This is a genomic window from Amycolatopsis sp. WAC 04169, from assembly GCF_003947535.1.
In the GTDB taxonomy this organism is placed as follows: Bacteria; Actinomycetota; Actinomycetes; order Mycobacteriales; family Pseudonocardiaceae; genus Amycolatopsis; species Amycolatopsis keratiniphila.
Map to the genome: position 1 here is coordinate 52,053 of NZ_QHJI01000007.1, position 23,634 is coordinate 75,686.

General features: G+C 70.8%; 3 protein-coding genes. All 3 read right to left on the minus strand.

The features are described from left to right. Positions 1-29: 29 nt before the first annotated feature. The 3 genes from DMC61_RS19685 to DMC61_RS19695 all read right to left on the minus strand — a co-directional run bounded on the left by DMC61_RS19685 (position 30) and on the right by DMC61_RS19695 (position 23,610). Positions 30-1,055, minus strand: a complete 1,026-nt coding sequence (locus DMC61_RS19685) for a metallophosphoesterase (protein WP_233594867.1) — start codon at positions 1,053-1,055, stop codon at positions 30-32. 122 nt (positions 1,056-1,177) lie between these two features. Beyond that, positions 1,178-1,387: an MbtH family protein gene (locus tag DMC61_RS19690; RefSeq protein ID WP_007029404.1), complete on the minus strand. Its 210-nt coding sequence runs from the start codon at positions 1,385-1,387 to the stop codon at positions 1,178-1,180. Next, positions 1,384-23,610, minus strand: a complete 22,227-nt coding sequence (locus DMC61_RS19695) for a non-ribosomal peptide synthase/polyketide synthase (protein ID WP_255431564.1) — start codon at positions 23,608-23,610, stop codon at positions 1,384-1,386. Before DMC61_RS19695 ends, DMC61_RS19690 begins: the two co-directional genes overlap by 4 nt. Positions 23,611-23,634: the final 24 nt, after the last annotated feature.

Here is a 23,634-nt window from a genome sequence, read left to right on the forward strand (position 1 = left end):
CCGAGGGAAGGGGGCCTTCACGTGCTCGCTCAGTGCGGGAAACCCCGGGAGTTGTGCAGCGGCACGGTGATCTGCTTCAGCCAGGTCTTGGTCGTGAAGTCGCGCGCCTTGATCACCACCGAGCCGGGCGAGACCTCGACCTGCAGTCCCTGATTGAACGCGCCGCCGAGGGACACTTCCCCACCCTTGCCGTCGTCCGTCCAGCCGGTCTGGACGGCCGCGGTGTTCACCACGGTGAACCCTTCGAGGTTGCCGGTGCCCGGGACCACCCGGCGGACCACCCAGTCCGACAGGTTGAGATCCCAGTGCGTGTGCCCGGAGAACAGGAACACGTCGCGGTGACGGCCGAGGATCGAAAGCAGTCTGTCGGGCTGCAGGTAATCGGACCGGTAGAGCTTGTTGTGCGTACCGGAGACCGTGTTGGGCAACGGATGATGGGTCAGCACCATCACCGGGCTGCGCCGGTTCGACCAGTACCGGAGCCGCTGCTCCAGCCAGGTGAACTGGCTGTCGCTCATCCAGACCTCGTCCCACAGCTTGGGGTCGTGGTACTTCGCGTACCGCTCGGTCCCGAGACACAGCACCGGAACCCCGCCGAACGACGTCTCGCTGTAGACGGTGTTGCGGCCCGCGAACCGGTAGAAGCTGCGGAACAGCGAGTCCTCGGTCGTCCCGTTGGGCCAGGTCTCCTGGGCGAGCGTGTCGGGATCCCGCCATTTCGGGACGTAGAACTCGTGGTTGCCGATGGCCCACGCGACCTCGCGCGGATGCGGATGCTTGTCGAAGGTCGAGCGAAGCTGGGCGTACTCGAAGTCGTAGCCGCGCGGGGTGAGATCACCCGCGATACCGAGTCCCGCACTGCGCGGGTTGACCGCGTTCAGGTCGTCGAGCGCCTTGCCGAAGTCGGTGAGGTCACCCTGGATGTCGCTCAGGATGTTGAAGCGGACGACAGGCCCGCGCGGACCCCGCTTCTCCTGTGCCTCGGCCTGTCCCGGCAGCATCGCCGCCCCCGCCGCCGCGCCACCGGCGGCCACCATGAACGCTCTTCGATCCATAACCCGAACGCTACTCACGTTTTATGGCCGGATTCGGTCGCGCTTCTGAACAACGCAAGTCCGTGAAGGCCTCCTTGAGGGACCCGGAGTCCCTCAAGGAGGCCTTCACGGACCGAAGCGGGTCAGGACTCCATGGCCTTGACGAGCGAAGCGGGCCGCAGGTCCGTCCAGTTGGTCTCGACGTATTCGAGGCACTCCGGACGCGAGGCCGGGCCGAACTTCGTGGTCCAGCCCGCCGGGACCTCGACGAACTCGGGCCACAGGCTGTGCTGCCCCTCGTCGTTGACGAGCACCAGGTACGTGCCGTCGGGGTTCTCGAACGGGTTCGTCATTCCTTGTTCTCCTTCTGTACGGCCGGTGAATCAGCCCGGCGAGTGAGCGCGTCCAGCGCGAGGAACCAGCCTTCCGCGAGTTCCCGCACCGCGTCTTCGGTGAGCACGGCCTCCGGCCACGACCAGTGTGCGCTCAGTTCGGGACCGCCGGGGCGGTCCTCGGCCACGACGTTGACCGTCAGCGCGTGCGAGACCGGCATGCCGTCGTCGGCGCCGAGTTCGGCCGCCTCGGCCTCCGCCGCGTACGACCAGTCGGTCGCTTCGGGGACGCCGATCCGGCCCAGGTAGTTGAACTCGATCTGCGGCTTCGCGAACTTCGCGAGTTCAGGCCCGGTACGAGGGTCGAGGTAGCGGAGCACGCCATGCCCGATGCCGCCGTCCGGCAACCCATCGAGGTGAGCCTGGACCCGCTTCAGCGCGTGGTCGGCGGCGGGCCCGCCCGCGAACGCGTCCTCCACGTCGACGTCGCCCAGGTCCAGGCACATCGGGACGACGCTGGTGAACCACCCGACGGTTTGCGAAAGGTCCGCCAGTTCCTCTTCGCGGCCGTGCCCCTCGACGTCGACCAGCACCGCCTGTCCCCCATCCCGGCGCCAGCGGGCGACGGCGAGCGCGAGACCGGTGAGCAGGACGTCGTTGATCGTCGCCCGGGACAGCAGCGGGGCCGTCCGCTCGGCGGGCAGCCGCAGCGACACCTTCCGCACGGTCGCCTGCACGTCCCGAGCCGGGTCGAGCGGTCGCTCCAGCGGGATGGGATCCCCGCCGCCCAGCACCGACTTCCACCGGCCCAGCTCACTCGAACGGTCCTGTGTGGACAGTGCCCGCGACCATCGCCGGAACGAGGTGTCCACAGAGGGCGACGTCGGCGCTTCACCGCGGGCGACCGATTCCCACGCGGAAGCGAGGTCCGGCAGCAGGATCCGCCACGAGACGCCGTCGACGGCCAGGTGATGGATCATCAGCAGCAACCGGCCTGGTCCCGACGAGCCCGCGTCGAACCAGGTCGCGCTCAGCATCACGCCGTCGTCCGGGTTCAGCCGGGAACGAGTCGGCACCGCGTGCTTCTCGATCAGAGCGAACAGATCGCCGTCCTCGGCGTCGACCCGCTCGACGTGCGTCTCGGCCGATTCGGCCGCCCGGAGCACCCAGCCGTCGCCCGACCGGTCGAGCCGCGCGCGCAGCATGTCGTGCCTGGCCACGAGCGCGTCGAGCACGGTCTTCAGCTGCTCTCCGGTCATCCCGGCGGGCGTCCGCACCAGCGCGGCCTGATGGTAACCGTCGATCGGGCCGCCGAGTTCGCGGAGCGCGTGCATGATCGGCGTGAGCGCGATCGCGCCGTCGTCCTCGATCCGTTCCGCGACCTCCGCCAGCGCCGCGACCGTCCGGCCCGCGAACACGTCGTGCGGCGTGATCTTCAGTCCGGCCGCGCGTGCCCGGCCGACCAGCCGCATCGCGACGATGCTGTCCCCGCCGAGGGCGAAGAAGTCGTCATCGGCACCCAGCTCCGGCACGTCGAGCACCTCGGTGAAGAGCGCGCACAACGTCTTCTCCAGCGCGGTCTCGGGCGCGCGGCCACCGGCCAGCTCCGAGTAGTCCGGCGCCGGCAACGCCTTGCGGTCCAGTTTCCCGTTCGACAGCGTGGGAAGCGCGTCGAGCGTGACGAACGCCGCCGGGACCATGTAGTCCGGCAACGTCTCGGCCGCGAACCGCCGCAGTTCGTCCCGCTCCACAGTGGACACCACGTACGCCACGAGTTGCTTGACGCGAGGGCGATCCTCACGGACCAGGACGACGGCCTGCGCGACGTCGTCGTGCCGTTCGAGCACCGCCTCGATCTCACCGGGCTCGACCCGGAACCCGCGGATCTTCGCCTGGTCGTCGGCGCGTCCGCCGAAGTCCAGGCGCCCGTCCGCGGTCCAGCGCGCGAGGTCTCCGGTGCGGTACATCCGGGCACCCGCCGGACCGAACGGATCCGCGACGAACCGCTCCGCCGTCAGCGCCGCCCGCCCGAGATAGCCGCGGGCGAGCCCGGCACCGGCGAGGTACAGCTCACCGGTGACCCCTGGCGGCACCGGCCGCAACGCCGCGTCCAGCACATACGCGCGGGTGTTCGCGACCGGACGGCCCACCAGCGGCTTCTCGCTGTCGCCGATCCGCGCGACGAGGGCGTCCACTGTGGACTCGGTCGGCCCGTACAGGTTGAAGGCCTCGGTGCCGTCCAAAGTGGCCAGACGACGCCACAGGCTCTCGGGCACCGCCTCACCGCCGACACCGATCACCGCGAGCGGGCACCGGTCGCCGTCGAGCAGGCCCGCGTCCGCCATCTGCGCGAAGAACGACGGCGTGACCTCGATGAAGTCGAAGCCCTCCCGTTCGATCATCGCGGCCAGCAGTTCGGGGTCGCGCCGCGTCTCCTCGTCCACGATGTGCACGGCGTGCCCGTCGAGCAGCCACAACTGGGGCTGCCAGGAGGCGTCGAAGGAGAACGACCACGCGTGCCCGACCCGCAGATGCGGTTTGCCGGTGGCCTCGACCGCGGGCCGGTGCAACGTGGCGCGGTGGCTGTGGAACAGGTTCACCACGCCGCGATGCGGGACGACGACGCCCTTGGGCGTGCCGGTCGAGCCCGACGTGTAGATCACGTACGCCGGATGCTCCGGGACGAGCGGACGGACGCGGTCCCGGTCGGTCAGGTCGTGTGCCTGCCGGTCTTCGGTGACGAGCGCGCAGAGCGCCAGCGTCTCGATCTCGTTCCGGGGCAACGACTCCAGCAGCTCGGGTTCGGTGAGGATCACCTTGGGCCGCGAGTCGGCGAGCATCGCGGCCAGCCGTTCGGCCGGGTAGTCCGGGTCGAGCGGCAGATACGCCGCCCCGGCCTTGTGGACCGCGAGGATCGCCAGCAGCACGTCGGCCGAACGCGGCAGCGCCAAGGCGACGAAGTCCTCGGGCCCCACACCGTGGGCGACCAGCGCCCTGGCCAGCCGGTTGGCGCGTGCGTTGAGGTCGGTGAAGGTCAGGGCGACCGCACCGGACACCACCGCCGTCGCGTCGGGCGAACGCCGGACCTGAGCCTCGAACAGACCGGCCACAGTGGACGGTTCGACGGCGAGGGCCGTCTCGTTCCACTCGTGCACGATCAGGTCCAGGTCGGCCTCGCCCAGAATGTCGGCACGGCCGACGGGAGCGTCCACATCGGACACCATCGCCGCGAGCACCCGCTCCATCGCGGGCAGAAGCCGTTCCGGCAGGCCGGCGTCGAACAGGTCGGCGCGGTACTCCGCGGTGAGCTTCAGCCGTGCTCCCGGCTCCACCGCCCAGGTGAGCGGATAGTGCGTGGAGTCGTCGTGGCGCACGATCTCCCCGCGCAACCCGGCGCCCGTCTCGTCCTCGTCCGCGCCCGGGTAGCTCTCGAACACCATGAGGGTGTCGAACAGCTCCCCCAGCCCGGCACCGCGCTGGATGTCGGCGAGCCCGAAGTGCTGGTGCGCGAGCAATCCGGACTGCTCGTCCTGGACCCGGTCGAGCAGGTCGCCCAGCTTCTCGGCCGGGTCGAGCACGATCCGCACCGGGATGGTGTTGATGAACAGGCCGATCATCCGCTCGACCCCGGCCAGTTCGGGCGGGCGTCCGGCGACCGTCGCACCGAAGACGACGTCCGCCCGGCCGGTGAGCCTGCCGAGCACGATGCTCCACGCCGTCTGGACCAGTGTGTTCAGGGTCAGGCCGCGTGAGCGGGCCAGTGCGGTGAGCGCCTCGGTCGACTGCTCCGGCACCTCCAGCGACAGCCGCTCCGGCAGGGCCGGAACCCGCTGGGGGTCGTGCGGGACGAGATGTGTCGGCTCGGTCAGGCCGTCGAGCGCCTGCCGCCAGGCGGCTTCCGCCGCGTCCCGGTCCTGGCCTCCGAGCCAGCCGAGATGGTCGCGGTACTGGCGGGCCGGTGCCACGTCGGCTCCGGCGTAGAGCTGGGACAGCTCGGCGAACAACTGCGGCACCGACCAGCCGTCGAGCAGCACGTGCTGGTGGGTGAACACCAGCCGGTGCCCTCCATCCGGCAGGGCGAGCAGCAGGAAGCGCAGCACCGGCGCGGCCGCCGGATCGAAGCGGCGCCTGTCGTGGGCCATCTCCGCTTCGACGGTGTCCGGCGCATCCACGAAGCGCCAAGGAACCGTGACCGAACGCGCCACCAGCGCGACAGGGCGACCGGACGCGAGGTAGCGGTAGCCTGTCCGCAGAACGGCATTCCGGTCGACGAGTGCCTGAGCGGCGTCGCGCAACCGAGCCCGGTCGAGCGGCCCTTCGAGATCGAAGGACACCTGGACGGTGTAGACGTCCGGTCCGTCGCCGTCCATCGTCGCGTGGAAGAGCAACCCGGCCTGCAACGGCGTCAGCGGCCATACCTCGGCCGTGTCCGGCGCGACGTCGAGGATCTCCGCGCGTTCGCTCGCGTCGAGCTCCACCAACGGTTTCCCGCTCTCGGGCGCGGGTGCGTCGAGCCGCACCGCGCTGACCTCGGCCAGGGCCGCGACGGTCCGGTGCCGGAAGACGTCACGCGGGCTCAGCAGCAGCCCGGCATTCCGCACGCGGCCGACCAGCTGCATCGCGACGATGCTGTCGCCGCCGAGGCGGAAGAAGTCGTCGTGGACACCGACCTTCTCCAACCCGAGCACCCCTGCGACGAGCGACGCGAGCAGTTCCTCGCGAGGTGTGCGCGGGGCGTCGTCGGTGACCTCGCCGGAGAAGTCCGGCGCGGGCAGCGCCTTGCGGTCGAGCTTCCCGTTGGGTGTCAACGGGAACGCGTCCAGCACCACGAACGCGGACGGCACCATGTACTCCGGCAGGGTGCCCTCGGCGAGCCGCCGGGCCTCGTCGACGTCGGCCTCCCCGGTCAGGTACGCGACGAGCCTGCCCTCCCGCAGGACCACCCGCGCGGACAGCACGGACTCGATCTCGCCCAGCTCGATCCGGAAGCCGCGCAGTTTGACCTGGTCGTCGGCGCGGCCGAGGTAGTCGAGCGCGCCGTCGGCCCGCCACCGCGCGAGGTCGCCCGTGCGGTACATCCGCTCCCCCGCTGCGAACGGGTTCGCCACGAACCGCTCGGCGGTGAGCCCGGCCCGGCCGAGATAGCCGCGGGCGAGCTGCTTGCCCGCCAGGTACAGCTCGCCCGCCACACCCGGCGGAACCGGCCGCAGCCGGGAGTCGAGCACATACACCTGCGTGTTCCACACCGGACGTCCGATGGGAACGGTGTCATCGACGACCTCCCACGAGGTCACGTCCACCGAGGCTTCTGTCGGCCCGTAGAGGTTGTGCAGCGGGACGGTCACGCGAGCGGCCAACTCCGGCGGCAGCGCCTCGCCACTGCACAGGACGCGGCGGACGCCATGCCACTCCGGCTCTTCGGCGAGGAACGCCGCCAGCATCGACGGGACGAAGTGCAGCGTCGTGATCCGCTGGTCGCGGATCAGGTCCGCGAGATACCGCGGGTCCCGGTGCCCGTCCGGTTTGGCGACCACCAGCGTCGCTCCGGTGATCAGCGGCCAGAAGAACTCCCACACCGACACATCGAAACTCGACGGCGTCTTCTGCAACACCCGATCATCAGCCGTCAGACCGTACTCGTCCTGCATCCACAGCAACCGGTTAACGATGCCCGCATGCGGCACCACCACCCCCTTGGGACGCCCAGTCGAACCCGACGTGTAGATCACGTACGCCGGGGACGCGGGATCCACGGCACGCCGCAGGCTCTCTCCCGAATAGCCGTCCAACACCGGCAGCTCGTCCAGTACGACCGTCGGAGCGGCATCTTCGAGCATGAACGCGATGCGATCGGCCGGGTAGTCCGTGTCGAGCGGCAGGTAGGCCGCGCCCGCCTTGTGCACCGCGTACAGCGCGACGACCAGATCGATCGACCGGGGCAGCGACACCGCCACCACCGACTCCGCACTCACGCCCTGCTCGACCAGCCACCGCGCGAGCTGATTGGCTCGCGCGTCGAACTCGGCATACGACAGCTCGACGTCCTCGAACACCACAGCCGGAGCATCCGGCGTCCGCGCCACCTGCGCCTCGAACAACTCGGGCAACGTGCTCGCCGGGACGTCGTGCGAGGTGTCGTTCCACTGCCCGAGCAGCGCGCGCTCGTCCTCACCGAAGACGTCCAGCTCACCGACCGGGATCGCGGGGTCGGCGGCCACCTGCTCCAGAACGGTCACCAGACGCCGCGCGAACGACTCGGCGGTCGCGTGGTCGAACAGGTCGGCGCTGTACTCGATCGCGCCGGAGATCCCCTCGCCGTGCTCCAGGAAGCCGAACTCGAGGTCGAACTTCGCGACGCCCTGCGCGAAGTCCTCCTGCTCCGCACGAAGTCCGGGCAGGGTCAGTCGGTCCTCGGCTTCGGGCAGGTACACCACCATCACCTGGAACAGCGGGTGCCTGGCCAGCGAACGTTCCGGGTTGACCGCGTCGACCAGGCGCTCGAACGGCAGCTCCTGGTGTTCGAAGGCGGCGAGGTCGGTCGCGCGTACCCGGGAGAGCAGTTCGCCGAACGCCGGCTCGCCGGACAGGTCGGTGCGCAGCACGAGCGAGTTGACGAAGAAGCCGATCAGCGGCTCCAGCCGCTCGTCGACGCGGCCGGAACTCGGTGCGCCGAGCGGGATGTCATCCCCCGCGCCGAGCCGGTGCAGCAGTGCCGCGACCGCGGCCTGGGCCAGCATGAACATGCTGACGTCGTGCCGCTGGGCCACCGCACGCAGCCGTGCGGTGAGCGCGGCGTCGATCGGGAAGGTGACGAGACCGCCGCGATGGCTCGATTCGGCCGGACGCCGCCGGTCCGCGGGCAGCGGCAGTTCGTCCGGCAGGCCCGCCAGCGCTTCCTGCCAGAACCGGAGGTGCCCGGCGGCCGTCGAATCGAGCAGTTCGCGTTGCCACAGGGCGTAGTCCGCGTACTGGACCGCCAGCTCTGTCCACTGTGGAGCCGTTCCGGCGAGACGCGCCTCGTAGGCGGTGGCGAGGTCGGCCATGAGCGGTCCCTGCGACCACTCGTCCGTCGCCACGTGGTGGATCACCAGCAGCAGGACATGTTCCCGCGGCGACACGGCGAAAACCGTGGCCCGGATCGGGAGTTCCTCGTCGAGGGCGAATCCGCGACCGGCCTCTGCGGCCAACTGCGCCGAAAGGTCGCCCGCTTCCTCGAAACCGACCTCCGGGCGAGCGTCGGTCAGGATGCGCTGTGCCGCGACGCCGCCTTCCTCGACGAACACCGTCCGGAGCGGCTCGTGCCGCTCGACGAGGTCGCCGATCGCCGCGCTCAGCGCCTCCGTGTCCAGCTCGCCGTGCAGCCGCCACGCGAGCGGGATGTTGTAGGTGGGCGTGCCCCCTTCGAGCCGGTACAGGAACCACAACCGTTGCTGGGCGGGCGAAAGCGGCAGCAGCTCCGGCCGGTTCCCCGCGCTCAGTGCCGGCTGGGCCGACGGTTCCGCGAGGCGTTCGGCCAGTGCCGCGACCGTCGGCGCGTCGAAGACGTCACGGACCGACACCGTGGCGTCCAAACTCGCCGAGATCCGGCTGACCAGGCGCATCACGAGCAGCGAATGCCCACCGAGGGCGAAGAAACCGTCGTCGATCCCGACCCGTTCGACGCCGAGCACGTCGGCGAACAACGCGCACAGGGCCTCTTCCCGCGCGTTCCTCGGCTCGCGTCCTTCGGTGGTCGCGAACTCGGGAGCGGGCAGGGCTTTGCGGTCGAGTTTCCCGTTCGGGGTCAGCGGGATCTCGTCGAGCACGACGAACGCCGAGGGCACCATGTGGTCCGGCAGCTTCGCGGCCACCGCTTCCCGCAGTCCGTCGACCGAGCCGACGACGTACGCCACCAGCCGGTCTTCACGGGCGACGACCACTGCGCGCGTGACGGACCCGGACGCGGTCAGCGCCGCCTCGACCTCGCCGAGTTCGACCCGGAAGCCGCGGATCTTGACCTGATCGTCCACGCGGCCCAGGAACTCCAGCACACCGTCGTCCGACCAGCGCGCGAGGTCCCCGGTGCGGTACATGCGCTCCCCCGGGCCGCCGAACGGGTCGGCGACGAACCGTTCCGCGGTCAGCCCGGGCCGGGCAAGATACCCGCGAGCGAGCTGCACACCGGCGAGGTAAAGCTCACCGGGGACACCCGGCGGGACCGGGTTCAGCCGCGCGTCCAGCACGTACGTCCGCGTGTTCCACACCGGACGCCCGATCGGGACGGACGGCGTCGTTTCGGCACCGGCCCGCCAAGCGGTCACGTCGACCGACGCTTCGGTCGGGCCGTAGAGGTTGTACAGCGGGACGTCCACGCGGGCCGCCAGTTCCGACGGAAGAGCCTCACCACTGCAGATCACGCGCCGCAGCCCGGTGCATTCGGCGGTCTCGAGGAAGAGCGCGAGCATCGACGGTACGAAGTGGACGGTGGTGATCCTGGCCGTGCGGATCAGCTCGGCAAGATAGGCCGGGTCCTTGTGTCCCTCCGGTTTGGCGACCACCAGCGTCGCGCCGGTGATCAACGGCCAGAAGAACTCCCACACCGACACATCGAAACTCGACGGCGTCTTCTGCAACACCCGATCATCAGCCGTCAGGCCGTACTCGTCCTGCATCCACAGCAACCGGTTCACGATGCCCGCATGCGGCACCACCACACCCTTGGGACGCCCCGTCGAACCCGACGTGTAGATCACGTACGCCGGGGACGCGGGGTCCACGACGCGTCCCAGGCTTTCGGAGGAGTACCCGTCGAGAACGGGCAGCTCTTCGAGCACGACCGCGGGGGCGGCGTCTTCGAGCATGAACGCGACGCGATCGGCCGGATAGTCGCGGTCGACCGGCAGGTAAGCACCACCGGCCTTGTGCACGGCGTACAACGCGACGACGAGGTCGATCGAGCGCGGCAACGACACCGCCACCACCGACTCCGCACCCACACCCTGCTCGACCAGCCACCACGCGAGCTGATTCGCCCGCGCGTCGAACTCCGCGTACGACAGCTCGACGCCCTCGAACACGACGGCGGGGGCGTCCGGCGTCCGCGCCACCTGCGCCTCGAACAACTCCGGCAGGGTCGCGGCCGGGACTTCCCGGGCCGTGCGGTTCCATTCCGTGACCCGCGCCAGTTCGTCACCGACGAGGACGTCGAGCGCGGCGATCGGCCGCTCCGGCTCGGCGGTGACCTGCTCCAGCACGGACGTGAGCCGGTCCAGCAAACGCCCGGCCGTCGCCTCGCCGGCGAGGTCTTCGGCGTACTCCAGCATCAATGTGGCGGTGGTGCCGTCGTCGACCATCGTGAAGTGCAGGTCGAACTTCGCCATGCCGGTGTCCATCTCGAACCACTCGGCGGGCAGTCCGAGCACGTCGTGCGCGTCGCTCTGCCGGTGGTAGCCGACCATCACCTGGAACAGCGGGTTCCGCCCCGGCACCCGGGGCGGGTTGAGCCGCTCGACGACACTTTCGAACGGCAGGTCGCCGTGCGAGAACGCGGCCAGGTCGGCCTCGCGCACCCTTTCGAGCAGGGCGGCGAACGTCGGCTCGCCCGAGAGGTCGGTGCGCAGCACCAGCGTGTTCACGAAGAACCCGACGAGGTCGTCGAGCGCCGCGTCGGTCCGTCCGGCGATCGGTGCGCCCAGCGGGATGTCCTCCCCGGCGCCGGTCCGGTGCAACAGTGCGGCCACCGCCGCCTGGAGCACCATGAACGGGCTCGCTCCCGCCTTCGCCGCCAGCTCGCGCACCGCGGCCGACAGTTCCTCGGAGAGCGGGGATTTCACCTTGCCGCCCTTGCCCGTCGGCTGGAGCGGACGCGGGCGATCCAGCGGCAGGGTCAGCTCGTCCGGTGCCCCGCGCAGGGAGTCGGCCCAGTAGGCGACCTGCGCGGCACCATGCTGATCGAGGAAGTCCTTCTGCCACAGAGCGAAGTCGGCGTACTGCACCGGAAGATCCGTCCACACGGGACTGTCACCGGCGAGCCGCGCCTGATAGGCCGACGTGAGATCGCCCAGGAACGGCCGGTCGGACCATTCGTCGGTCGCGCTGTGGTGCAGGACCAGCGAGATCACCTGGTCGCCTTCACCGAGCCGCAGCACGCGCAGCCGGACGGGGATCTCTCGCGCCAGGTCGAACGGCGTCCGCGAGAGCTCGGCGATCCGGGCATCCAGCCCGGCCTCATCGCAGTCCTCGACAGCGAACGGGATCTCCGGCGCGTCGAGAACGCGCTGGTAGGGCTCGCCGTCGTGCTCGTCGAAGACAGAGCGCAAGACTTCGTGCCTGCCGAGCACGTCACCGAGCGCGGCCCGCAGCGCGTCGAGATCCAGGGCTCCACGCAAACGGAAGGTCAGCGGGAAATTGTAGGCGACCGCGTTCGCTTCCATCCGGTCCACGAGCCAAAGGCTGCGCTGGGCGGCGGAAAGCGGGATCCGGTCGGGGCGCTCGGCGCGGACCACGGCGGCCCGCGCCGGTTCGCCGCCGCCCGCGCGAGCGGCCAGCTCCGCGACCGTCGGTGCCTCGAACAGGTCACGGATGGCCAGTTCGGCACCGAGTTCGGTGCGGGCCCGGCTGATGAGCCGGGTGGCGAGCAGGGAATGGCCGCCGAGGTCGAAGAAGTTGTCCTCGACACCGACCCCCTCCACGCCGAGGACCTCGCCGAAGAGCGCGCACAGCGTCTCTTCCTCGGCGGTCTCGGCCGAACGGCTTTCGGCGAGCCGCACCGTCTGCTCGGCGTCCGGGAGCGCGCGGGTGTTGAGCTTGCCGTTGTCGGTCAACGGCAGCGCGCCCAGCGTGACGAACGCGGCCGGGACCATGTAATCCGGCAGCTCCGTCTTGAGCCGGTCCCGCAGGCGCTGCACGAGTTCGCCGCCACCACGCGCCGCCGTCGGGCTCGTCGCGTACTTGGCCAGGCTCGTACCCACCGAGACCGGCTGATGCACCCCGGTGACCAGCGCTTCCGTCTGTCCCTTGTGGACGAACATCGCCTCGAACGCGCCGTCGGCCGACCAGGTGCAGTACACCCGGAACCCGAGCCGGTCGCCGAGTTCGTGCACGTCCTCGGGCTCGACCCCGGCCGGAGCACGGAAGAGCTCCAGGACATCGATGAGCGGCGCACCGGCGTCCAGCGCCCGCGTCGCCTCGACCTCGGGCGTCTGGCGGGCGTCCGGGATCCGGCTCACCCGCAGCGTCTCCGCACCGGTGAGGCGGTCCTCCAAAGCGGCGAGCGAGCCCACTTCATCCCAGGACAACCGCGGTGCTTGCGCGGCCGAGAAGGTCTCAGCGGGCTCTTTCACCAGGACCGCGTCGTAGCGGTACCGGCTCAGCTCGTTGTGCAGCCGGGCGCGTTTGATCCGGACCTGCGCCGCGACGTCCGGGAGCCGCCGCGCGAGCGCGGTGAAGTAGTCCGGGTCGATCAGCAGTTCCTTCTCCAGCGCGGCACCGCGTTCGATCGCGCGGCGCACCTGGGCGACGTCGGAGGTCGCGTCGGCGCGGGTGAGCTGGATCGCGGTGTGGAAGGCGCGGGCGAGCCGCAGGTTCCTGACGTCGCCGACGAACAACGCGCCACCGGGGGCGAGCAGGCCGATCGCCCGGGTGATGACGTCGGTCAGGTAGTCGACGCTCGGGAAGTACTGGATGACGGAGTTGATCACGATCGTGTCGAACCGGCCCGCGGGCAGGCCGTCGAACACGTGCGCTGGCTGGGCACGCAGGTTCACCTTGGCCGCCAGCGCCGGGTCCTGGTCCAGCTCTCGGTTCAGCTTCGCGATCACCGGCGCGGCGAGGTCGGTCCCCCAGTACTCCTGGACCAAGGGCGCGATCTGCCCCATGAGCAGACCCGTGCCGACGCCGATCTCCAGCACCCGTTCCGGTTTCAGCTCGGCGATCCGGTCGACGGTCGCGCGCCGCCATTCCCGCATGTGCTCCAGCGGGATCGGGTCGCCGTCGTAGCTGGAGTCCCAGCCCGCGAAGTCCTCGGTGAACAACGCCGTCGGGATCTCGGTGTACTCGTCCGAGTAGATCTGCTGCCATTCGCCGACCTGATCGGCTTCGGCTTCGGCGCGCGCGTCCCCGCTCAGTTCGGCCAGGACGACGTAACCGATCAGCCGCTGCAGACCGGGCGCCGACGGGTCCGGGCGCGCGATGACGGCGGCCTGCGCGACCTCGGGGTAGCGGCTGAGCGCGGTCTCGATCTCGCCGAGTTCCACCCGGTAGCCGCGGATCTTCACCTGGTCGTCGGTGCGGCCGAGGAAGTCGAGATTCCCGTCGGGACGGCGGCGCACCAGGTCACCGGTGCGGTACATGCGCCCGCCACCGGGCACGAAGGGATCGGCGACGAACCGTTCGGCCGTCAGACCGGGACGGCCGAGATAACCGCGGGCCAGGCCTTCGCCCGCGATGTAGAGCTCGCCCGCGACACCGTCGCGGACGGGCCGGAGCCAGGCGTCGACGATGTACGCGCGGGTGTTCCAGATCGGCTTGCCCACGGTCGGGGTGTCGCTGTCGGTCGTGCCGCCACCGAGCGTGTTGATCGTGTACTCGGTGGGGCCGTACAGGTTGTAGCCGTAGGTGCCGTCGGTGTCCCGCAGCCGGTTCCACACCGACTCCGACACCGCCGCGCCGCCGAGCAGGACCAGCGCGGGCCGGTGCCCCTCCAGCAGCCCCTCCTCGATCAGCAGATGGGCGTACGTCGGCGTCACGTTGACGACGTCGACCTCGTGCTCGTCGCAGTACGCCACGAGCGCCCTCGCGTCCCGGCGCAGTTCCTCGTCGCAGACGTGGACCTCGTGCCCCTCCACGAGCCACAGCAGTTCTTCCCAGGACATGTCGAAGGCGAACGACACGGTGTGCGCGATCCGCAGCCGCCGTCCGCCCGCCGACGCGATGGCCGGGGCGAAGATCGCGCCCTGGTGGTTGAGCTGCATGTTCGTCAGGCCGCGGTACGGCGTGACGACGCCCTTCGGCTTCCCGGTCGAGCCCGAGGTGTAGATGACGTACGCCGGGTGTTCCATGCGGTCCGCGCGGCTCCGCGCGAACAGCGGGCGTTCGGCGTCGGAGATCGGGCCGTCGCCGAACGCCCTGTCTTCGTGGTCGTCCACGAGCACCCGGGGCGTGTCACCGGGCAGCGTCGCTGAAACGTCCTTTGTGGACACCAGGCAGAGCGGCCGGGCGTCTTCCAGCATCACCGTGAGCCGCTCGACCGGGTAGTCGAGTTCCAGCGGCAGGTACGCCGCCCCCGTCCGCAGCACGGCGAACAGCGCGACGACCATGTCGATCGAACGCGGCAGGCCGAGCGCGATCACCTGTTCCGGCGCGGCACCCTTGGCCAGCAGCAGCCGGGCCATCCGGTTGATGCGCGCGTCGAGTTCGGCGTAGGTCAGCTGTTCTTCGCCGAACACCAGCGCCGTCTCGCCGGGAGTGCGCTCCGCCTGCACGGCGAGCAGATCCGCGATCGTGTCCTCGATGACGGGATGCTCGGCTTCGGCCCAGCCCGCTTCCAGCGCGGCACGGTCCTCGGCGGACACCGTGGTCAGCGCGGCGACCGGTTTCGCCGGGTCGTCGACGATCTGCGCCACCAGCGACGTGAACCGGTCGAGCACCGACGCCGCTTCGGCGGAGTCGATGACGTCGTCCCGGTAAGACAGCGTGACCCGCGTTTCCTCGCCCGGGGTGACCACCAGCGTCAGCGGGTAATGCGTGGCGTCGATGTTCAGCAGGTCGGTGATGCCGTGCCGGTGACGGAGGCCGTCGCGCCGTTCGTCGCCGTCGGCGTTGCGCAGCACGAACAGCGTGTCGAAGAGGACACGGTGCCCGGCCTCGCGTTGCAGCACCCCGAGGCTCATGAACTCGTACGGCGTCAGGTCCATCCGCTCGGACTGCAAGCGCCGCACCAGGTCCAGCACGGATTCGGCCGCGTCGAGCCGCACCCGGGTGGGCACGGTGTTGAGGAACAGGCCGATGGTGTTCTCGATCTCGGGCACGGCGGCGGGCCTGCCCGCGACCGCGGCACCGAACACGACGTCGTGGCGTCCGGTCATGGTCGACAGGACCAGGCCCCAAGCGGCGTTGAGCACGGAGTTCACCGTGAGGCCGTGCCTGCGGGCCTGCTCGCGCAAGGCCCGGCTGAGCCCGGAGGGCAGCACGGTGTCGAGGTTGACCGGGGTCGCCGGGGCCAGGTCACGGCCTTCGGGCCCGACGACGGTCGGCTCCGCGAGGCCGGACAGCGCCTCGCGCCAGGCGTTCGTGGCGGCCTCGATGTCCTGCCGGTCCAGCCAGCGCAGGAAGTCCACATAGGATCCGGCCGCGGGCAGCGTCCGGTCGTCTCCGCCGAGGTCGTACAGCGCGAACAGCTGCTCGATGAACAGCCAGGCCGACCAGCCGTCCCAGAGCAGCAGGTGCCGGTTCAGCACCACCCGGTCGCGGCCGTTCCCGAGCCGCACCAGTTTCAGCCGAAACAGCGGCGGGGTGCCGAGGTCGAACCGCGTCGCGCGGTCCTCGGCCATCAGCTCGTCGAGCTTCGCTTGCCGTTCGTCTTCGGGCAGCGCCGAAAGGTCCACTTCGGACACCGGCGGCGCGACCTCGGCCGCCACGAACTGGACCGGGCCGCGCAGCCCTTCGCTGGTGAAACCGGCGCCGAGGCTCGGGATCCGCCGCAGCAGCGCGGACACCGCCGTCCGGAGCCTGTCGGCGTCCAGGCGGTGATCGAAGTCGATCGCCTCCTGGATCGTGTAGATGTCCACCCGGTCGGAGTTGTAGCTGGAGTGGAAGAACAGACCTTCCTGCAGCGGCGACAACGGCCAGACGTCGGCGACCGGCACCGGGCTGGACCGCTCGACGCGGTCGATCTCCTCCTGCGTCAGCGACACCAGTTCGAGGTCGGACGGCGTCAGCCCGACCGGAGCGTCGGTGTCCACGGCCGCGAGTCCGACCAGGGCGGCGGCCCAGCGTTCGGCCAGGTCTCCGCCCGGCCCAGCGAACGTCGCGGTCAGCCTCGGGCCTTCCTCGGTCTCCTCGCAGGCGACCCCGATACGCACGACCTGGTCGCCGGACGGCGGCGTGGCCGCGTATCCGGCGACCTGCCACTCCCCTGGTCCGGCCGGGACGCGGCCGTCGTACCGGAGGGCGATCCGCGGCTTCGCGAGCCCGGCGAGCAGCGGTCCGGTCTGGGCGTCGAGGTACCGCAGCGGACCGTAGCCCTCGGGGGTCTTCCGGACGGTTTCCTTGACGGCCTTGAGCATCGCGAGCGGTTCGCCGGACGCGGTGATCCGCACCGGGCGGACCGAGGTCAGCGCGCCGATCGTGGCCGACGGGTCGACCCGGCCGTGCAGATCGACGAGCAGGTCACCGTCGACGGCGATCTTCAGCGCGGTCAGGAGGACGTCGGTCACGTCGCCGTGCACGGCGGACGGCAGCGCGCCGACGAGCGTCCGGGTGTCCTCGACGGACAGGGTGATCCGGCGTTCGCTGACCTCACCGTCGACCTCGAAGGAAACGGGTGCGAGCGTCCCGGCCCAGTGCTCGACCTCGCCGAGCAGCGCGGGATCCTGTGCCGCGCCGGCGATCCGGCGGGCGATGGTCCGCAGCGACGTCCGCGCTCGCGTGAACACCGGCGGGCGGCCGTCGGTCACGGCCTGCCAGGCGATCGCGAGATCGGCGGACAGCGTCGTCAGGCTCCGCGCGTCCAGCAGGACCGGATGCGCGATCAGCAGCAGCCTGCCCGGTTCGTCGAACCAGACGGCCTGCAGGAGGTTGTCGGTCAGCCTGCCCGCGGCGTCCCGGTACTCGTCTTCGAGGGCTCCGGATGCGTGACGGAGCAGGTCCGAGGCCTGGACGGTCCCTTGTGGACGGACTTCGAGCGACCACAGCACCGAGGCGACCCGCGACAGTGTGAGCCGCAGGCCGTCGTGGTGGTCGAGCACGAGCTGCAGGGCCGCGGCGAGCGTCTCGAGGTCGGCTCCGGAGGGCACGGTCAGCAGCACGGACTCCGGCTGGACCGCGTCGCCCAGCTCACGCAACCGGAGCATTTCCGGCAGCAGGGGGACGGCTCCGATGCCGTCGGCGTCGGCCACCGGCTCGGCCGGTGTGGCGGACGCGGCGAGCGCGGCCGGGGTCCGGAGTTCGAACACGTCCTTGGGGCTCAGCTCGAATCCTGCCCGCCGGGCACGGCTCGACACGGCGATCGACGAGATGCTGTCGCCGCCCAGCAGGAAGAAGTCGCCGTCGGCGCCGACGGTCTCCAGGCCGAGGACGTCGGCGAAGATCCGCGCGAGCGCGCGCTCCTGCTCGTTCCCGGGTGCGGCTTCGGTCCGGCCGGCCTCGGGCGCGGGCAGGGCCCGGACGTCGAGTTTTCCGCTGGGGGTCAAGGGGAATTCGTCGAGGACGACGAACGCCTGCGGGACCATCGGTGCGGGCAGTGCCTCACTGAGGGCGGTTCGCAGATTCTCCGGATCCGCGGTCCCGGCGACGTAGCCGACGAGCGCCCCGTCCTTCGCCACGACCGTCGCGGCCGTGACCTCCGGCTGCGCGACGAGAACCGCTTCGATCTCGCCGAGCTCTATCCGGTTGCCGCGGATCTTCACCTGCCGGTCGGTGCGGCCGAGGTACTCGATCTCGCCGTCGGCGCGGCGGCGCACCAGGTCGCCGGTCCGGTACAACCGCTGCCCCGGTTCGCCGAACGGGTCGGCGACGAAGCGTTCGGCGGTCAGCCCCGGACGCCCGTGGTAGCCGCGGGCCAGCTGGACACCGGCGAGGTACAGCTCGCCCGCCACACCGTCGGGCACCGGGCGAAGGCAGCCGTCGAGGACGTGCAGCCGCGTGTTCCACACCGGACGTCCGATGGGGACGGTGGCGCCGTCGGCACCGGTACTGGCGAAGAAGGTCACGTCCACGGCCGCCTCGGTGGGGCCGTAGAGGTTGTGCAGCGGGACGCCGGTGAGCGAGCGCCACCGTGCGGCGGTCTCGCCGGGCAGTGCCTCACCGCTGGAGAACACCTGACGCAGCGATCCGAGATCGCCGGTGGCCTCGTCGCTGCCAAGGAAGGCCGCGAGCATCGACGGGACGAAGTGCAGGGTGGTGATCCGCCGGTCCCGGATCACGCGCGCGAGATAGGCGGGATCGCGGTGACCGTCCGGTTCGGCCAGCACCACCGTGGCGCCTTCGCACAGCGCCCAGAAGAACTCCCACACGGACACGTCGAAACTCGACGGCGTCTTCTGCAGCACGCGGTCCGAGGCCGTGAGCCGGTACTCGTGCTGCATCCACGCGAGCCGGTTGACGATCGCGCGATGCGTGACGGCCACGCCCTTCGGCCGCCCGGTCGAACCCGACGTGTAGATGAGGTATGCGGTGTTGTCCGGTCCGGCTGCCGCACCCTCGACGTTGTCCACGGGCTCGCCGGTCACGGGGACCCGCGTCAAGCCGGCGACATCCGGGATCCGCGCGGCCGTCCCGGGTTCGGAGAGCACGAGGCGCGCGCCGGAATCGGCCAGCATGTATTCGAGCCGGTCCGCGGGATAGTCGAGGTCGATCGGCAGGTATGCGGCCCCGGCCTTGAGGACACCGAGCAGGGCGACCATCAGCTCGGCCGACCTCGGCACGGCGACGGCCACGATCTCTTCGGGACCCGCTCCGAGCGAACGCAGCCTGCGCGCCACCTGCTCCGCGCGGGCGTCGAGGTCCGCATAGGACAGTTCGGTGTCCTTGAACAGCACCGCCGTCGCGGACGGGGTCTTGGCGACCTGCTCGGCGAAGGCCTCGGCCAGCGTGCGCTCCGGCACGGGATGCGCGGTCGCGTTGAGTTCGGCGAGACGGCCGCGTTCGGCGGGCGACAGCAGGTCGAGCGCGGCGACCGGCAGACCGGGGTTCGCGCTCAGCGTCTCCAGCAGCCGCGCGAACCGTTCCGCGAGCTGCCCGGCCGCGACCGCGTCGATCCTCGCCGCGTCGAACTTGAGGCTGAAACCCAGATCGTCCCCCGGTGTCGCGATCACCGCGACCGGGAAGTGCACGGCGTCGGTGACTTCCACGCCGGCGAGGCGGACGGTCCCGGAGGCACGCTCGTCGTCGCGCGGGAAGTTCTCGACGACGACAAGGGTGTCGAACAGTTCTTCCTGCCCCGTGCCCGCGAGGCGCTGCAGTTCGCCGAGGCCGAGATGCTGGTGGTCCAGCAGGGCCGCCTGCTCGTCCTGCAGCCGTCGCAGCACGGCGGCGACGGTCTCGGCCCCCGACCAGCGCAGCCGCACCGGCACCGTGTTGATGTAGAGGCCGACCGCCGATTCGAGACCGGTGGCGCCGGTGTCACGACCCGAGACCGTGCTCCCGAACAGGACGTCGTCCCGTCCGGTGAGCCCGCCGAGCAGGAGCCCCCAGGCGCCGTGCAGGACGGTGCCGAGGGTGAGCCCGTGCTCGCGGGCCATCGCGGACAACGCCGCGGTCGCCCGCTCGCCGAGGCTCAGGTGAAGGCGCGACGGCCGTCTCGCCACCCCGGCGCGTTCGTCGATCAGCCGGGTAGATTCGTCCACTTCGGACAACGCCGTCCGCCAGGTCTCGCGCGAAACCTCGTGATCGCGGGACGCGAGCCGGCGCAGGTGGTCGGCTCGGGTGCCCGCTTCCGGCAGTACGGGTGCTCCCTCGTACGCCGCGAGCAGTTCGCGCAGCAGCACCACGACCGACCAGCCGTCGGCGATGATGTGATGGAACGTGAGCGCCAGTTTGGCGTGATCCTCACCGAGCCGGGTGAAGGTCGCCCGCAGCAGCGGAGGCCGGGCGAAGTCGAACCGGCGCGCACGATCGGCCTCGAAGGCCGCCTCGGCGTCTTCGGCGGCCACCTCGCGCCAAGGCAGTTCGGCGTGCCGTGCCACCGTCTGGACCACCCGGCCGCCGTCGAGCTGCCGGAAGCCGGAGCGCAGCGACGAATACCGGTCCAGCAGCGCCTGCACCGACCGGCGCAACACGTCGGCGTCGACATCGCCTTCGAGGTCCAGCACCTCCTGGACCGTGTAGATGTCGGCGGCCGAACCGCCCTCGAATTCCGCGTGGAAGAAGAACCCTTCCTGCAACGGTGTCACGGGCAGGACTTCGGCGTATTCGGCGAGCGACGCACGTTCGGCGTCAGTCAGCTCCAGGAGCGGTCGGTCGTCCACAGTGGACTCAGCGCGCACCGCTTCAGCGCAGACGGCCAGCGCTTCGGGAGTCCTGTGCTGGAAAACCTGGCGCGGGGTGATCGCGAGACCGTGTTCCGCCGCGCCCAGCACCAGCCGGATGGACAGGATGCTGTCTCCGCCGAGCGAGAAGAAGTCGTCGTCCGCGCCGATCGTGGCCAGGCCGAGGACTCGCGCGGCGACGTCGCAGAGGATCCGTTCCCGTTCGGTGGCCGGCGCGCGGCCGGTCGCGGCGGCGCCGAAGTCCGGCAACGGCAACGCGGTCCGGTCGAGTTTGCCGTTCGGCATGATCGGCAGCCGGTCGAGTTCCACGAAGGCCGACGGCACCATGTAGTGCGGCAACGCCGATTCCGCGTGGGCGCGCAGGTCTTTCAGCAGCGACGGCGATCCGCCCGCCCGCGGCACGACGTACGCCACCAGGCGCCGGTCCCCCGGTTTGACCTCGCGGGGCACGACGGCGATCCGCTCGACCCCGGCGTACGCGGCGAGTGCCGATTCGACCTCACCGGGTTCGATCCGGAATCCGCGGATCTTGACCTGGTGATCGGTGCGGCCGAGGAAGTCGAGGTTCCCGTCCGCGCGCCAGCGGACGCGGTCGCCGGTGCGGTACATCCTCTCGCCGTCCCCGGCGAACGGGTCGGCGACGAAACGCTCCGCCGACAGCCCCGGCCGTCCCGCGTAACCTCGGGCGAGACCGCGTCCGCCGACGTACAGCTCCCCTTCGACACCGACCGGGACCGGTCGCAGCGCGGTGTCGAGGACATAGCAGCGGGTGTTCGGATCCGGGACGCCGATCGGGATCGGCCCGCTCCAGCCGGGCTCGGCCGCCCACAGCGTCGAGTTCACCGTCGCCTCGGTCAGCCCGTACGCGGCGACGACCTTCAGGTCTTCGGCCCAGCGCGCGATCAGTTCCGGCGGGACGGTCTCGGTGCCGACGATCAGCACCGCGCCCTTCGGCAGCTCGCAGTCCGCCGGGAGGGCCGCGACCAGCGACGGCGGCAGGATCATATGCGTCGCCGCGTTGGCGGCGATGTAGCCGGTCAGCTCCACACCCGCGACGCGGCGGTGCGACGGCACGACGATCAGTGTCCCGCCGACGCACAGTGACATGACCAGATCCCAGACCGTCACGTCGAACCCGGTGGAGGCGAACTGCACGACCCGGCTGTGCTCGCCGATGCCGATCCGTTCGGTCGCCGTGCTGATCAGGCTGCCGATCCCGTCGTGGGACAGGACCACGCCCTTCGGCTTCCCCGTCGAGCCAGAGGTGTAGATGACGTACGCGGCCTGGCCCAGCGCGATCCCGCTCACGTCCACAGTGGACGAATCGAGCTCCGCGAGCTCGGCGGTGATCACCGGGTCGTCGAGCAGGATCTGCTCGACGTCCACCCCGGACGGGAGCTGGGCCGATTCCTCCACAGTGGACACCACGATCCCCGCGCCCGCGTGCGCGAGCATGTACGCGAGGCGGTCCTCGGGGTGGTCCAGGTCGAGCGGGAGATACGCGGCCCCGGCCTTCATCACGCCGAGCAGGGCGACCACGAGATCGGCCGAACGCGGCATGGCCACGCCGACGACGTCCTCGTCACCGACCCCGCGCCGGCGCAGCAGCCGCGCGAGCCGGTTGGCGGCTGCGTCGACCTCGGCGTAGGTCATCCGGACGTCCTCGCAGACGACGGCCTCGGCGTCCGGTTTCCGCGCCACCACCCGGGCGAACGCCTCGGGCCAGGACACCTCGGGCGACTCCGCGACCGCGGTCCCGAGGTCCAGCACCCGGGCCCGCTCCTCCGCCGAAAGCAGGTCGACGGCGGCCAGCGGCAGGTCCGGACCGTTCAGCAGGGCGTCCAGCACGGCGGCGAACCGGCGGCGATGGTCGGCGAGTTCGTCGTCGGACGAGACGGCCTCGTCGGCGTCGAAGTCGAAACGGAGGCCCCGGCCCTCGCCGGCGTCGTACACGGCGATGGCGACGTCGCTGATCGGCCCGAGTTCGAGGTTGTGCACCGTCGCGCTCGCGTCACCGAACGCGAGTTCGCCGTCCACGGCCATGTAGTTCACGCTCAGCCCGACGAGTTCGTGCACTCCGCCGCTCGCGCCGAGTTCGCGGGCCAGGTCCTCCCCGCGGTACCGGCTGTGTTCCAGCAGCGCGGAGACCTTCTCCGCGACCTGGGCGACCAGTCGCGACGGCGTCGTCTCCGGCCGCACGGTCAGCCGCAGCGGCAGGACGTTGGAGACCATGCCCGGCTGTTCACGCAGGGCGCGGGTGGTGCGCGCGGTGACCGGGAGGCCGAGGACGAGGTCTTCGGCGCCGGTCACACGGTGGGCGTAGGCGGCCACGGCGGCGATGGCGACCCGGGACAACCTCGTCCCCGCGTCCAGCGCGAACTTCCGCAGGCGGCCCGCCTCGGCCGCGGGCAGTTCCCACGAATGCCGACGGAGCCGGACCCGGCCCGCCGACGCGCGGCCGAGCAGCCGCACCGGGTTCGGCCTGCCCGCGAGTTCACCCAGCCAGTACTCCCGGTCGGCTGTCCCGTCGTAGCCGGACTCGGCCAACTCCGCCAGCGGCCAGGAGACCTCCTCGGTGGTACCCGAATAGAGCGCCGCCGCGCGGCGGGTCAGGACGGCCTGCCCGTGCGCGTCCATCACCAGATGGTGGTAGCGCTGGAACCAGCGGACCCGGTCCCCGGCCAGGATCAGCAGCGTGTGCGCGGTGAGCGGCCCCCTGGCGGGGTCGGTCACGACGGCGAGTTCGGCCCGCGCCCACTCGTCGGCGGCGCGTTCCGGATCCGGCTCACCGCTGAAGTCGAGCACGGCGACCTCGCCGGGAGCGGCCGGACGCTGGACCGGCGTGTCACCGTCCAGCCCGACCGTCACGTGCAGGCATTCCGCCTCCGCGACCGCCCGCCGGACGGCGTCACCCAGCCGGGCGAGGTCGATGGCGCCGCGAAGCTCCACGAACCAGCCGATCGTGTAGACCGGATCGGCCGGGTCGAGCTGCTGAGCGAGCCAGATCCCCTGCTGTGCCGGGGTCAGGGGAAAGCCGCGGTTCATCGGGTTTGCCTCCACCGTTCGGAAACGCTTCGGATCGTC